Here is a 14,301-nt window from a genome sequence, read left to right as displayed (position 1 = left end):
CGGTTATCGGACGATCGGCAGACTGGGCCCCATCCCGTCCCCGCACCGGACAAGGCATCACCCCCATGAGTCAGAGCACCCTGAACCCGTCCGACCGGCAGTCACCGCCGACCGAACCGGGGTCCTCCCCTCTCGGCAACGGCCTCAAGCAGCGCCACCTCTCGATGATCGCCCTCGGCGGGGTCATCGGGGCCGGGCTCTTCGTGGGCTCCGGGGCCGGCATCGCGGCCGCGGGCCCGTCGATCGTGATCGCGTACGCCGCGTCCGGAATCCTCGTGATGTTCGTGATGCGGATGCTCGGCGAGATGTCCGCCGCCAACCCCGCCTCCGGCTCCTTCTCCGTGCACGCCGACCGCGCCATCGGCCCGTGGGCCGGTTTCACGGCCGGCTGGATGTTCTGGACCCTGCTGTGCGTGGGCGTGGCCATCGAGGCGATCGGCGCGGCGCACATCATGACGGGCTGGTTCCCGGGCACCCCCTCGTGGATGTGGGTGTTGGCGTTCATGGCGCTCTTCTGCGGGTCCAACCTGGCGGCGGTCTCCCACTTCGGCGAGTTCGAGTTCTGGTTCGCCGCCCTCAAGATCGGCGCCATCGCGCTGTTCCTGGGCCTGGGCGTGCTCGCCGTCCTGGGCCTGCTGCCCGGGACCTCCTCCCCCGGCTCCGCCAACCTGCTCCACGACGGCGGCTTCCTGCCCAACGGCATGGACGGCCTGCTGGTCGGTCTGCTCGCCTCGGTCGTCGCGTACGGCGGCCTGGAGACGGTGACCATCGCGGCGGCCGAGTCGGAGAACCCCGTCAAGGGCGTCGCCAAGGCCGTGAAGACCACCATGTGGCGGATCGCGATCGTCTACGTCGGCTCGATGCTGGTCATCGTCACCCTGCTGCCGTGGAACGACCCGGCGGTGCCCGAGGACGGACCGTACGCCGCGACCCTGGACCACCTGGGCATCCCCGCGGCCGGCGAGATCATGAACGTGGTCATCCTGATCGCGCTGCTCTCCGCGATGAACGCCAACATCTACGGCTCCTCCCGCATGGCCTACTCGCTGGTCGCCCGCGGGCAGGGCCCCAAGGCGCTCGGCAAGGCCTCCGGGGGCGTGCCTCGGCGCGCGGTGCTCGCCTCCTCGGGCTTCGGCTTCGTCACCGTGCTGCTGTCCTACTGGTACCCGGACACCCTGTTCGCCTGGCTGCTCAACATGGTCGGCGGCGTGATCCTGGTCGTCTGGGGCTTCATCGCCGTCTCCCAGTTCGTGCTGCGCCGCCGGCTGGAGCGGGAGGCCCCCGAGAAGCTGGTCGTGCGGATGTGGGGCTTCCCGTACCTGACCTGGGTGGCGCTGGCCGGGGTCGTCGGCGTGCTGGCGCTGATGGTCCGCGGTGACGACACGCGGGTCCAGGTCCTCTTCACCGGCGGACTGACCGTAGCCCTCGCGGTCACCGGCTATGTGATGCAGCGTCGGGCGGGGTCGCGCGAAACGGTCTGACCCTCCGACACCTCCCGCTCCGCCGTTCCACCCCCGCTCCACCCCTGGTCGAAGGCCGGGTTCATGCCATCGCATGGGCCCGGCTTTCGGCGTTCCGGCGGTCTTGACAAGAGAGGCAACCCTTACTCGTCGACAGGAATAGATACTGCTAGCGTGCAGTTGCGCATTGATTGCAATAACTGTCGCACCATGAGCGGTTGGCACGCTGAGGGGACCGGATACACGCATGGCCATCTACACGCTTCCTGAGCTTCCGTACGACTACGCGGCGCTGGAGCCGGTGATCAATCCGCAGATCATCGAGCTGCACCACGACAAGCACCACGCGGCCTACGTCACCGGGGCCAACAACACGCTGGAGCAGCTGGCGGAGGCGCGCGACAAGGAGAACTGGGGCGCGCTGAACGGCCTGGAGAAGAACCTCGCGTTCCACCTCTCCGGCCACATCCTGCACAGCATCTACTGGCACAACATGGCCAGCCCGAAGACCGGCGAGGGCGGCGGCGAGCCGACCGCGGCCGACGGCCTGGGCGACCTCACCGACGCGATCACCGAGTCGTTCGGCTCCTTCGCGAAGTTCAAGAAGCAGTTGACCTTCGCCGCGTCCGCCACGCAGGGCTCCGGCTGGGGCGTGCTGGCGTACGAGCCCATCAGCGGCCGACTGATCGTCGAGCAGGTCTACGACCACCAGGGCAACGTCGGGCAGGCCTCCGTGCCGGTCCTCGTGTTCGACGCCTGGGAGCACGCCTTCTACCTTCAGTACAAGAACCAGAAGGTGGACTTCATCGAGGCCATGTGGAACGTCGTCAACTGGCAGGACGTCTCCAAGCGGTACGCCGACGCCAAGGCCAACACCCCGCTGCTGATCCCCGCCAAGGGCTGATCGGCGCCACCGTCCCGTCCGCCCCGTGATCGTCTTCTCAACCTTCACGTGCGGGCGTGTCCAACGGAAAGCCCCCGCGAGGACGTGACTCGCGGGGGCTTTTCGTGGTGTCGGGCCGGCGGACCGGCCGGGTACCGCTCGCGGGACTACTCGAACGACGGGCCCTTGTCGCGGGTCCGCTTGATCTCGAAGAAGCCCGGGGTGGAGGCGACGAGCAGGGTGCCGTCCCACAGGCGGGCGGCGTCCTCGCCGCGCGGGGCGGGCGTGACGACGGGACCGAAGAAGGCGACGTCCTTGCCGTTGTCGCCGGGCACGGAGATCACCGGGGTGCCGACCTCCTGGCCGACCCGGTTGATGCCCTCGTTGTGCGACTCGCGCAGGGCCTCGTCGTACTCGTCGGAGGTTCCGTACGCGGCCAGCTCCACCGGGAGACCGACCTCGGCCAGCGCCTCGGCGATCACCTCGGGGGTGTTGCCGCGGCCCTCGTTGTGGATACGGGTGCCGAGCGCCGTGTAGAGCTTGCCGGTCAGCTCGGAGCCGTGCTTCTGCTGCGCCGCTATGACCACGCGGACCGGGATCCAGGCCTCGGGGCCGAGGAGCTTGCGGTAGGACTCGGGCAGCTCGTCCAGCTTGTTCTCATTGAGCACGCCGAGGCTCATCACGTGCCAGCGGACCTCGACGTCGCGCACCTTCTCGACTTCGAGCATCCAGCGGGACGTCATCCAGGCCCAGGGGCAGAGCGGGTCGAACCAGAAATCGACCGGGGTCTTCTCGCGCACCTGCGTGTCGGGCATGTCTCTCCTCAAGTCACATAAGGCGTCTCTGGTCGTGTTCCCCCTCCCCAACCAGCCCGGAACCCCCCGCATTCCCCCCGTGCGAGGATTCGACGGAAGACGACGATCACGCACGAAGGAGTGCACGTGCCCGGAGAGAATCTGTCCCGTGACGAGGCCCGCGAACGGGCCGCGCTGTTGTCCGTCGACGGGTACGAGGTGGTCCTGGACCTGCGGTCGGCGGTGGACGAGGCCGAGCCGGCCGAGGGCCCCCGGACCTTCCGCTCGGTGACGACGATCCGCTTCCGGGCCGCCGCCGGCTCCACCACGTTCGCGGACCTGATCGCCCCCTCGGTGAACTCCGTGGCCCTGAACGGGACCGAGCTGGACACCGCCGCCGTCTTCGACGGCTCCCGGATCGCCCTGGAGGCACTGGCCGCCGAGAACGTCCTGGTCGTGGACGCGAACTGCGCCTACAGCCGGACCGGCGAGGGCATGCACCGCTTCGTCGACCCCGAGGACGGCGAGGTCTACCTGTACACCCAGTACGAGCCGGCGGACGCCCGGCGGGTGTACGCGAACTTCGAGCAGCCCGACCTGAAGGCCCCGTACCGCTTCGAGGTGACCGCGCCCGAGGGCTGGCAGGTGTGGAGCAACGGCGTCGAGGAGTCCCGCGAGGGGCTGACCCGCCGGTTCGCCGAGACCGCGCCGATCTCCACCTACATCACCTGCGTGGTGGCCGGCCCGTACCACTACGTGACGGACACCTACACGCGCGGGGACCTGACGATCCCGCTCGGCGCGATGTGCCGCAAGGGGCTCGCGAAGCACTTCGACGCGGACGACGTCTTCCTGGTCACCAAGCAGGGCTTCGACCTCTTCCACGAGCTGTTCGACTACCCGTACCCCTTCGGGAAGTACGACCAGGCCTTCGTGCCCGAGTACAACCTCGGCGCGATGGAGAACCCGGGGATGGTGACCTTCCGGGAGGAGTACATCTTCCGCGGGAAGGTCACGCAGGCCTCGTACGAGCGCCGCGCGAACGTCATCCTGCACGAGATGGCGCACATGTGGTTCGGCGACCTCGTCACGATGAAGTGGTGGGACGACCTGTGGCTCAAGGAGTCCTTCGCGGACTTCATGGGCTCCTTCGCGCTCGTCGAGGCCACCCGCTTCGACCAGGCGTGGGTGACCTTCGCCAACAACCGCAAGGCGTGGGCCTACCGGGCCGACCAGCTGCCGTCCACGCACCCGATCACGGCCGACATCCGTGACCTGGAGGACGCGAAGCTGAACTTCGACGGGATCACCTACGCCAAGGGCGCGGCGGTCCTCAAGCAGCTCGTGGCGTACGTGGGCCGGGAGGCGTTCCTGGAGGGCGCGCGGCGCTACTTCAAGGCGCACGCGTACGGGAACACCACCCTGGACGACCTGCTGTCGGTGCTCGGCGAGGTATCCGGGCGGGACATGGCCGAATGGTCGCGGGCCTGGCTCCAGACGGCCGGCGTGAACGCGCTGACGCCGGTGGTGACCCACGACGCGGGCGGTCGGATCACCGAACTCGCGGTGGTGCAGGAGGGCGACGAACTCCGGCCGCACCGGGTCGCGGTGGGCCTGTACCGGATCGAGGACGGCGCCCTGGTGCGCTTCGCGCGCGCCGAGACGGACGTGGCGGGCGCCCGGACGGCCGTGGCCGAACTCGCCGGGCAGGAGCGGCCCGACCTGGTGCTGGTCAACGACGAGGACCTCACCTACTGCAAGATCCGCTTCGACGAGCGCTCGCTGTCCACCCTGCGCTCGCACCTGGGCAGCCTGACCGACCCGCTGGCGCGGGCCCTGTGCTGGTCGGCGCTGTGGAACCTGACCCGCGACGGGCTGATGCCGGCCCGGGACTTCGTGTCCCTGGTGCTGGCGCACGCGGGGCGCGAGACGGACGTCGGCGTGCTCCAGCAGCTGCACGCGCAGGCCCTGTCGGCGGTCTCCCACTACGCGGCGGCGGAGTGGCGCGAGCAGGGCGGCCGGGTGCTGTCGGCGGTCGCGCTCCAGGAACTGCGGATGGCCGAGCCGGGCTCCGAGTCCCAGTTGACGTGGGCCCGGTTCTTCGCGGCGAGCGCGGCGACCGAGGGCGACTTCCAGTTGCTGCTGGGGCTGATGGACGGTTCGGCGCGGATCGACGGGCTGGACGTGGACCAGGAGCTGCGCTGGGACTTCCTGCTGCCGCTGGCGACACACGGGGCGGTGGACGAGGCGGCCCTGACCGCGGAACTCGCCCGCGACGACACGGCGTCGGGCAAGCGGCACCAGGTCCGGTGCCTGGCGGCGCGCCCGTCGGCCGCGGTCAAGGACCAGGCGTGGGCCGCGGTCGTGGAATCGGACGCGCTGTCGAACGCGCTGGTCGAGGCGACCATCTCCGGTTCCCAGCAGTCCTCGCAGCGGGGGCTGTTGGCCCCGTACGTGGGCCGCTACTTCGAGGCCATCGAGCGGGTGTGGGCCGACCGTTCGATCCAGATCGGCATGCACGTGGTGAAGGGGATGTACCCGTCCCTCCAGGACTCGCAGGGCACGGTCGACGCCACCGACGCGTGGCTGGCCGCACACGAGTCGGCCCCGCCGGCGCTGCGCCGACTGGTCCTGGAGTCCCGCGACGACCTGGCCCGTGCCCTGCGCGCCCAGGCCTGTGACGCGGCGGCGACGACGGCTTAGGCCCCGCGCCGCCCCGGAACCCGCGCCCGCCTCGTACGCGAGGCGGGCGCGGGCAGGTCGCGGGCCGGGCGGGGGCCGGGCGGCGGGCCTGGGCCGGCGCGCCGGATCCGCGCAGGTGAACGGCCCCGGGCGAACGGCGCTATCGGCAGTCGAACGTCCGTACTTTAGTGCGGTGTTGTCCCGATTTGTCGACGGGACTGTAACAAGGGTTAGCGGGCGCCCGCCGTGCGGGAACCTCCGGCACATGAACCACAACACGCCCCTCCCCCTCGCCCACCTCACCGGCAGCCGTCCCCGCGTGCTCACCCTCGCGCAGCTCCGCGAGCACGGCGTCAGCGCCTCCGACGCCGCCGGGCGGCCCTGGCGGCAGATCCTGCCCGGGGTGTTCCTGCTCCACTCGGGCGCCGCGACCAGCGAGGAGCGACTGCACGCGGCGCTGCTCTACGCGGGCCGCCGCGCCGCCGGCGAGGCCATGATCACCGGCATGGCGGCCCTGGCCCTGTACCGGTTCACCTCCGCTCCCCCGCTCGCCGGACTCCCGCACATCGACGTGCTCGTACCCGGCACCCGCCGGCTGCGCTCCACCGGCGACGTGCGGATCCTGCGGTCCCACACCCCGCCCCGGCCACAGGAGGTGTCCGGCCTCCCCCTGGCCCCCGTCGCCCGGGCCGTCGCCGACGCCGTCGCCCGGATCTCCGACGCCGGGGTCGTACGCCGCCTGCTGAGCGAGGCGGTGCGCGGCGGGCACTGCGAACCGGCCGCCGTCGTCCGGGAGCTGACCGTGGCCCGGCTGCTGAACCGGCCCCACGTGGTCGACGCCGTCGAATCCCTGCTCGCCGAGGGCCGGGCCATCGCCGAGGACCGGCTGTACCAGCTCGTTCGGGGCCACGGCCTGCCCGAGCCCGTCTGGAACGTGGACCTGCGGCTGCCCGGCGGCCCGCACCTCGGCGGGGTCGACGCGTACTGGCCCGAGCAGGCCGTCGCCATCGAGATCGACACCCGCGCCCCGCGCCAGGACCAGGACGAGGAGTGGGCGGAGTGCGTCCGCAAGCGGGAGGCGCTGGAGCGGCTCGGGGTGACCGTCCTGCACCTCACCCCCCGCAAGCTCCGCGACTGGCCCGAACAGCAGGCCTCGGTGGTACGGACGGCCCTGACGGCGTCGGGAGACCGCGAGCCCGCGGCCTACCTGGTCGTCCTCCCCCGGTGAGCTCGGAGCGCCCGAGCGCCCGAGCCCCGGACGGCACCCGAGTGCGGGACGGCGTCCGAGCCCCGTACGCGGGACCACCGGCGGGGCGGAGCGGTCACGTACCCTCGCAGGGTTGGCGAGGGGCGGCGGGAGGCGAGGACATGACGACAGGGACCGGGGCGGACCCGCGCCCGCTGACCGGCGAGCCGGTCTCGCTCGACCTGCTGAACACCCGCTGGGTCGAGGACGGGGAGCCCGTCGACCTCTTCGCGGGCGCCGCCGGGCTGACCCGGGTGCAAGGGCTCGCGGTCTGGCTGGAGAGCGCCGGTCTGGCCGACCGCTTCCGAGCCGACGCCGCGACCCTCGTCCACCTGCTGACCGCCCGCGAGGCCCTGACGCGGGCGGTAGCGGATCCGGCCGACGCGAGCGCGCGGGCCCTGCTCGACGCCGTGTTGGAGCACGGACGGATCCGGATCACCTTCACCGCCGAAGGCGCGGGCGAGCGCGCCGAGTTCGCCGATCCGACCTGGGGCCCGGCCTGGATCGCCGTCCGCGGCCACCTGGACCTGGCGGCCGGCGCCGCGGATCGGATCCGCGTGTGCGCCTCGCCGACGTGCGGGCTGCACTTCCACGACGTCTCGCGCGACGGCACCCGACGGTGGTGTTCGACGGCGTGCGGCGACCGCGTCGAGGGCCCGCGACACAACGCGCGCACGCGCGAGCGCTGAACGCTCGAAAGTTGTCACACCTGCCCCACGGCTGAAGTCCACCGTGATGCCGACATGCGACCGGTAAGTCGATAAATCCACTCTCCGACCCCTGCGATGCGTCCCGCTATGCCCTGGTCCGGGGCCCATGGCGGGTTCCGCGCGCCGGCGGGAGTCCGCCATGTCAGGTCTCGGTCAATGACAACACTCCCCAAACAGCTGTCACTTGCGCAAAGCTGACCGGTCATCCGGCACCGAAATCCGGACCGTATCTTTCACTTAGCCAGGGATGCTGATGACCCTCGAATCCCCCAGCTCCACGCCCGGGGCCATACCCGGCGCCAGACGCGTCGCCCGCGTCGCGGCCGCCGCAGGCCTGGTGGCCGCGCTCTGCGCGACCGGAGCCGTTCCCGTCTTCGCCGCGACGGGAGCCACTGACCCCGGCTCCTCCGCGCCGGTCAAGTCCGCGGACCAGAAGCTCGGTTCGGCCGACGCCGAACTGCTCCAGGAGGCCAAGGCCAAGGGTGACAAGAACGTCACCGTCATGGTCGCGACCGCCCCGGGCGAGACCAAGCAGGTCGCACAGCAGCTCGACGCCGTCCAGGGCGCCTCGGTGGGCCGGACGTACGACAAGCTGGGCTACGTACGCGCCACCCTGCCGACCGACAAGGCCGAGGCCGCGCTGAAGGCGGCCGGCAAGCTGTCCTCGGTGCACGGCATCGACCTGCGGCACGAGATCCAGCTCCCGGACCCGCGTCCCGACGCGGGCAAGGAGACCGGCAAGGCCAAGAAGACCGCGGCCGAGACCTACCCGGCGCCGGGCAAGGACACCCCCGCGAAGAACCCGTACAACCCGTCCTTCGAGACCGGCGCGGTGGACTTCGTCAAGAAGAACCCGAAGGCCGACGGCCGCGGCGTGACCATCGGCATCATGGACTCGGGTGTCGACCTCGGCCACCCGGCCCTGCAGAAGACCACCACCGGCGAGCGCAAGATCGTCGACTGGGTCACCGCGACCGACCCGATCACGGACAACGACGCCACCTGGCGCGCCCAGATCACCCCGGTCACCCCCGCCGGCGGCAGCTTCACCGCGGGCGGCCAGAGCTGGAAGGCCCCCGAGGGCACCTTCCAGTGGAGCCGCTTCAGCGAGTCGATCACCGCGACCGGCGACGCCAAGGGCGACGTCAACCGCGACGGCGACACCACCGACCGGTTCGGCCTGCTCTACGACCCGGTCGCCGGGACCGTCCGCGTCGACACCGACCAGGACGGCGACTTCACGAACAACGAGCCGATGAAGCCGTACAAGGACGGCTACCAGATCGGCTACTTCGGCACGGACAACCCGGCGACCGATGTCGCCGAGCGCATCCCGTTCGTGATCGAGATCCGCAAGGACGTCCCGATGGACCCGCTGGGCGGTGACTGGGTCGGCAAGAAGGCCGACTTCGTCAACGTCGGGATCATCGAGTCCGAGCACGGCACGCACGTCGCCGGCATCACCGCCGCCAACAGCCTCTTCGGCGGCAAGATGAACGGCGAGGCGCCGGGCGCCAAGCTCGTCTCCTCGCGCGCCTGCTCCTGGTCGGGCGGCTGCACCAACATCGCGCTGACCGAGGGCATGATCGACCTCGTCGTCAACCGCGGCGTGGACATCGTCAACATGTCGATCGGCGGCCTGCCGGCGCTGAACGACGGCAACAACGCGCGCTCCGAGCTCTACAAGAACCTCATCGACACCTACGGTGTCCAGCTCGTCATCTCGGCGGGCAACGAGGGCCCCGGTGTCAACACCATCGGCGACCCCGGTCTCGCGGACAAGGTCATCTCCGTGGGTGCCGCCGTCTCCAAGGACACCTGGGCCGCCAACTACGGCTCCGGCGTGAGCAAGAAGTACAACATGTTCCCGTTCTCCTCGCGCGGTCCGCGTGAGGACGGCGGCTTCACGCCGACCATCACCGCCCCCGGCGCGGCCATCAACACCACCCAGACCTGGCTGCCCGGCTCCCCGGTGGCCGAGGCGGGCTACACCCTGCCGGCCGGCTACTCCATGCTCCAGGGCACCTCGATGTCCTCGCCGCAGGCGACGGGCGCGAGCGCCCTGCTGATCTCGGCCGCCAAGCAGCAGCACATCGCGCTGACCCCGGCGAGCCTGCGGGTGGCGCTCACCAGCACCGCGAAGAAGATCGCCGACGTCCCGGCGCATGCCCAGGGCTCCGGTCTGATCGACGTCGTCGGCGCGTGGGAGTCCATCCAGCGCAACGCCAAGGCCGAGGAGTTCACGGTCAAGGCCCCGGTCGACACCGCGATCGACCAGTTCCTGAAGACCCCGGGCTTCGGCACCGGCGTCTACGACCGCGAAGGCGGCCTGAAGGTCGGCCAGAAGAAGGTCTACGACGTCGTCGTCACCCGCACCACGGGCGTCAAGTACGGCACCCGGCACGACCTGACCTGGCGCAACAACGACGGGACCTTCAAGGTCATCGGCGGCTACGACTACGTCACGCTGCCGCTGAACAAGCCCGTCACCATCAAGGTCGAGGCCAACGCCAAGTCGGCCGGCGTCCACAGCGGCATCCTGCAGCTCGACGACCCGACCACCGAGGGCATCGACAAGCAGATCCTCACCACGGTCGTCGCCGCCACCCCGCTGGCGAAGCCGTCCTTCACGCTGTCGGACACCTCCTCGGTGCAGCGCAACAGCCACAAGTCGTACTTCGTGACGGTCCCGCAGGGCGCCAAGACCCTTGAGGTCGCCCTGGGCGGTCTGAAGGACGGCAGCCAGACGCGCTTCATCTCGATCCACCCGTACGGCGTGGGCGTCGAGGACAGCGCGACGACCCAGTGCTACCCGAACTACAACAACCCGGCGAACACCTGCCGCCCCGACCTGCGGTCGTACGCCGAACCGCAGCCCGGTGTCTGGGAGATCGAGGTCGAGTCGCGTCGCACGTCGCCGCTGCTCGACAACCCGTACAAGCTGGACGTCTCCGTCCTCGGCGCGGTCTTCGACCCGGCCGTCAAGGTGCTGCCCGAGGTCAAGCAGGGCACCCCGGCGCCGGTCCAGCTGACCGTCAAGAACGAGGCCGCGGCCATCTCCGGCGGCAAGCTCCAGGGCGGCCCGCTCGGTTCCGCGAAGGTCGCCAAGCCGACCATCGCCGCCGGTGAGACCCAGACCAGCGAGGTCACGATCGGCGAGGGCGTCTCCCGCCTCGACGTCGCGATCGGCAAGGTCTCCGACACCGGTGCGGACCTCGACCTCGAGGTCTACAAGGACGGCGTCAAGGTCGGCACCTCCGCCGACGGCGACTCCGAGGAGGCCGTGAGCCTGGTCAACCCGGCCGCCGGCACCTACTCCGTGAAGGTCATCGGCTACGCGATCCCGGCCGGTACCACCACGTACGACTACCGCGACGTGTTCTTCTCGGCCGCCCTGGGCTCCGTCCAGGTCGACGAGGCCGCCGCGGTGAACCTCGCCACCGGCGCCTCCGCGCAGGTCTCGGCGAACGTCCTGGTCAACAGCGCGGCTCCCGAGGGCCGTCAGTTCTTCGGCCAGGTCAAGCTGCTCAACGCCCGCGGCACCGCCGCCGGCACCGGCAGCGTGCAGATCGAGAAGGTCCTGCCGTAACGGCGACCGGCTGATCGCATGACGGAGGGGCGGGCGCTCGAACCGAGCGCCCGCCCCTTCGGCGTTCCCGCCGCCCCGGGCCTACCTGCCCAGCGACCTCAGGTCGGCGGCGTAGGTGCCGACCGCGTGCGCGATCACGTCGAGGTTCGTGTCGAAGGCCTTGAGGTCCACGTTCTTCAGCGTGTCCCCCGCCCCGTGGTAGTTCGGGTCGTACGGGGCGCCGGCCGTGCCGCCGTACCGCTTGGCCTGCTCGGGCGTCTTGATCCCCTCGGCGCCGGTGAACGTGCCGCCGGCCGGGATGCCGTTCGCGATGAACGGGCCGTAGTCGGAGCGGCCGTCGAAGTCGCTGCCCTCGTGCGGCTTGCCCTTCCTGTCGAGGAAGCCGTTGATCAGGGACTCGATCTGCGCGGACCCGGCCGGACCGGCGCCCTCGCCCGTCTTGTCCGAGTCGTCGCCGTCATAGACGAACTGCGCCGGGTTCGGCGAGGCGATCATGTCGAAATTCAGGTAGAGGGCGATGTCCTTCTTCTGCTTCTCGGACAGGCTCGCCACGTAGTGCTCCGAACCCAGCAGCCCGAGCTCCTCGGCCGACCACCACGCGAAGCGGACCTTGTTGGCGGGCTGTCCGCCCTTCCCGCCGCGCGTCTCCTCGGCCAGCTTCAGGGCGACCTCCAACAGACCCGCCGAGCCGGAGCCGTTGTCGTTGATGCCCGGGCCCTCGGGAACCGAGTCCAGATGGGCCCCGACGGTGACGACGCGGTCGGAGCGGCCGCCCCTGGTCTCCGCGATCACGTTCCGGGTGGTCTTCTTGACGTGCTCCTGGTCCAGGTCCAGGCGGATCGTCACCTCGCCCGCGGCGGCCGACGCGGCGAGCGCCTCACCGTCGGCCAGGCTGATGCCCGCGCTCGGCACGAGTCCCTCGGCGGGCGAGGAGAAGGTGCCGCGCACCGGGGTGGTGCCGCTGTGGTTGTAGACGATCAGCCCGGCCGCGCCGGCCGCCACGGCCGCCTTCTCCTTCTCGAAGAAGGTGCACGCGCCTCTCTTGACCAGGGCGATCTTTCCGGCGAAGGAGCCCGCCGCGTAGTCCTCGGCCTCACAGCCGGGGGTCTCGTCGACCCGGGCGAGGGCGAGCGGGGCGGTGAGCCCGCCGGCCGGGGTGGACTTGGTGAAGGTGAAGGCGGCGGTGGCGAGCTCGCGGCCCCCGGCGCCGACGACGGTGGCCTTCTCCGTCCTGGTGTGGGCCTCGTGGATGTCGAAGTCCTGGTACGAGACCCGGTAGCCGGCCTTCTTGAGCGTGTCGTGGACGTACGCGGCGGACGCCGCGTGGCCCGGCGTGCCCGCGGCCCGGTTGCCGCCGTTGGCGTCGGCGATCTGCTGGAACCTGGCCAGGTGCCGGTAGGCCCCGCGGGCGGTGACCTCCTCGACCAGTTCCTTGGCCAAAGCTCCCTGGCGCGGCCCGTGGGCGTTCGCCGGGGTGGAGGTGAGCAGGACGGATGCGGCGACGGCGACGGCCGCGAGGGCGGCCGGCGCCGGTATGGGCCCGCGGCGGTGGCGGATGGCTCGCACGATGGTTCTCCCCGAGTCAGTCGTTTCGATGTCCGATACGCCGTGTCCGGATAACGGTCACGGCCCGATCGGACGCTAATCGGCTCTGCGCTGGGTAAACGGCCCTTTCGAGGTGGTGCAACACACCCGCCACGGAGTCGTCACGGGGGTTCACATTCAGGACACCGTCCGCACCTCGGACAATGGATTGGACAAGGCTCGTGGGGTCGAACGCATGATGGCTCCACGCGCGCCCGCGTCGTACGTACCAAGAGGAGTCACCGTGAGGGTCGGAATCGTCGGAGCCACCGGACAGGTCGGCGGAGTCATGCGCGGCATCCTCGCCGAGCGCAAGTTCCCGGTGGACGAGCTGCGGCTGTTCGCCTCGGCCCGTTCGGCGGGCTCGACGCTGGAGTGGGAGGGCCGCGAGATCACCATCGAGGACGCCTCCACGGCCGACTACTCGGGCCTGGACATCGTGCTCTTCTCCGCCGGCGGCGCCACCTCCAAGGCCCTCGCCGAGAAGGTCGCCTCCCAGGGCGCCGTCGTGATCGACAACTCCTCGGCCTGGCGCAAGGACCCCGAGGTCCCCCTCGTCGTCTCCGAGGTCAACCCGCACGCGATCAAGAACCGCCCCAAGGGCATCATCGCGAACCCGAACTGCACCACCATGGCCGCCATGCCCGTGCTGCGCCCCCTGCACGACGAGGCCGGCCTGACCGCGCTGATCGCCACCACCTACCAGGCCGTCTCCGGCTCGGGCGTCGCGGGTGTCGCGGAGCTCGACGGCCAGGTCAAGGCCGTCGCGGGCGAGGCCACCGCGCTGGTGCACGACGGCGAGGCCGTGGCCTTCCCCGAGCCGGGCGTCTACAAGCGTCCGATCGCCTTCAACGTGCTGCCGCTCGCGGGCTCGATCGTCGACGACGGTTCCTTCGAGACCGACGAGGAGCAGAAGCTCCGCAACGAGTCCCGCAAGATCCTCGAACTCCCGGAGCTCAAGGTCTCGGGCACCTGCGTGCGCGTGCCGGTCTTCTCCGGCCACTCGCTCCAGGTCAACGTCCGCTTCGCGCGACCGCTGAGCGTCGAGCGCGCCTACGAGCTGCTGGCGGACGCCCCGGGCGTCGAGCTCTCCGAGATCCCGACCCCGCTCCAGGCCGCCGGCAAGGACGCCTCGTACGTGGGTCGCATCCGCACCGACGAGACGGCCGAGAACGGCCTGGCGCTGTTCCTCTCGAACGACAACCTCCGCAAGGGCGCGGCGCTGAACGCCGTCCAGATCGCCGAGCTGGTCGCCGAGGAGCTGCGCGGCTGATCCGCCCGCCCCGTCGTACGACGCCGGCCCGTCCCACCGCCTCGGTGGGGCGGGCCGGCGTCGTGTCCGACCCCGCGTCG

General features: G+C 70.8%; 9 protein-coding genes. 7 read left to right on the top strand and 2 right to left on the bottom strand.

The window, feature by feature from the left end:
* The first annotated feature begins 65 nt into the window (after nucleotides 1-65).
* Both ADK55_RS00785 and ADK55_RS00780 read left to right on the top strand, forming a co-directional pair.
* A complete protein-coding gene (locus tag ADK55_RS00785) occupies nucleotides 66-1,481 on the top strand; it encodes an amino acid permease (protein WP_053674896.1) in 1,416 nt (471 codons plus the stop codon).
* Between the two features lie 226 nt (nucleotides 1,482-1,707).
* Nucleotides 1,708-2,364: a superoxide dismutase gene (locus ADK55_RS00780; RefSeq protein WP_053674894.1), complete on the top strand. Its 657-nt coding sequence runs from the start codon at nucleotides 1,708-1,710 to the stop codon at nucleotides 2,362-2,364.
* A 146-nt stretch (nucleotides 2,365-2,510) separates the two neighbouring features.
* On the opposite strand, the gene ADK55_RS00775 is transcribed toward ADK55_RS00780, so the two are convergent.
* Nucleotides 2,511-3,158, bottom strand: coding sequence for a DsbA family protein (locus tag ADK55_RS00775; protein ID WP_053674892.1), 648 nt, complete (start codon nucleotides 3,156-3,158; stop codon nucleotides 2,511-2,513).
* 126 nt (nucleotides 3,159-3,284) lie between these two features.
* Here ADK55_RS00775 and pepN point away from each other — a divergent pair, with 126 nt between their 5' ends.
* From pepN to ADK55_RS00755, 4 genes are all read left to right on the top strand, one after another.
* The gene (gene pepN / locus ADK55_RS00770) at nucleotides 3,285-5,840 is read left to right on the top strand and encodes an aminopeptidase N (RefSeq protein WP_053675033.1); all 2,556 of its coding nucleotides are present in this window, start codon (nucleotides 3,285-3,287) and stop codon (nucleotides 5,838-5,840) included.
* A gap of 244 nt (nucleotides 5,841-6,084) precedes the next feature.
* On the top strand, nucleotides 6,085-7,047 hold the full coding sequence (locus ADK55_RS00765; RefSeq protein ID WP_053674890.1) for a hypothetical protein: 963 nt from the start codon (nucleotides 6,085-6,087) through the stop codon (nucleotides 7,045-7,047).
* A 140-nt stretch (nucleotides 7,048-7,187) separates the two neighbouring features.
* Nucleotides 7,188-7,754, top strand: a complete 567-nt coding sequence (locus tag ADK55_RS00760) for a CGNR zinc finger domain-containing protein (RefSeq protein WP_053674888.1) — start codon at nucleotides 7,188-7,190, stop codon at nucleotides 7,752-7,754.
* A gap of 274 nt (nucleotides 7,755-8,028) precedes the next feature.
* Entirely contained in the window at nucleotides 8,029-11,364 is a 3,336-nt protein-coding gene (locus ADK55_RS00755) for a S8 family serine peptidase (RefSeq protein ID WP_053675031.1), read from the top strand.
* Nucleotides 11,365-11,445: 81 nt separating this feature from the next.
* Here the strand turns inward: ADK55_RS00755 and ADK55_RS00750 are convergent, their stop codons facing one another.
* A complete protein-coding gene (locus ADK55_RS00750) occupies nucleotides 11,446-12,930 on the bottom strand; it encodes a M28 family metallopeptidase (protein WP_053674886.1) in 1,485 nt (494 codons plus the stop codon).
* A 262-nt stretch (nucleotides 12,931-13,192) separates the two neighbouring features.
* On the opposite strand from ADK55_RS00750, the gene ADK55_RS00745 reads away from it, so the two are divergent.
* Entirely contained in the window at nucleotides 13,193-14,221 is a 1,029-nt protein-coding gene (locus ADK55_RS00745) for an aspartate-semialdehyde dehydrogenase (protein ID WP_053674884.1), read from the top strand.
* Nucleotides 14,222-14,301 lie beyond the last annotated feature (80 nt).

The sequence above is a fragment of the Streptomyces sp. WM4235 genome (genome assembly GCF_001279725.1).
Classification (GTDB): Bacteria; Actinomycetota; Actinomycetes; order Streptomycetales; family Streptomycetaceae; genus Streptomyces.
This window is presented reverse-complemented; position numbering and strand designations above follow the sequence as displayed.

Coding starts and splice junctions, on each gene's coding strand:
- ADK55_RS00755 (WP_053675031.1), top strand. CDS start 8,029: ATGACCCTCGAATCCCCCAGCTCCACGCCCGGGGCCATACCCGGCGCC.
- ADK55_RS00775 (WP_053674892.1), bottom strand. CDS start 3,158: ATGCCCGACACGCAGGTGCGCGAGAAGACCCCGGTCGATTTCTGGTTC.
- ADK55_RS00765 (WP_053674890.1), top strand. CDS start 6,085: ATGAACCACAACACGCCCCTCCCCCTCGCCCACCTCACCGGCAGCCGT.
- ADK55_RS00780 (WP_053674894.1), top strand. CDS start 1,708: ATGGCCATCTACACGCTTCCTGAGCTTCCGTACGACTACGCGGCGCTG.
- ADK55_RS00785 (WP_053674896.1), top strand. CDS start 66: ATGAGTCAGAGCACCCTGAACCCGTCCGACCGGCAGTCACCGCCGACC.
- ADK55_RS00760 (WP_053674888.1), top strand. CDS start 7,188: ATGACGACAGGGACCGGGGCGGACCCGCGCCCGCTGACCGGCGAGCCG.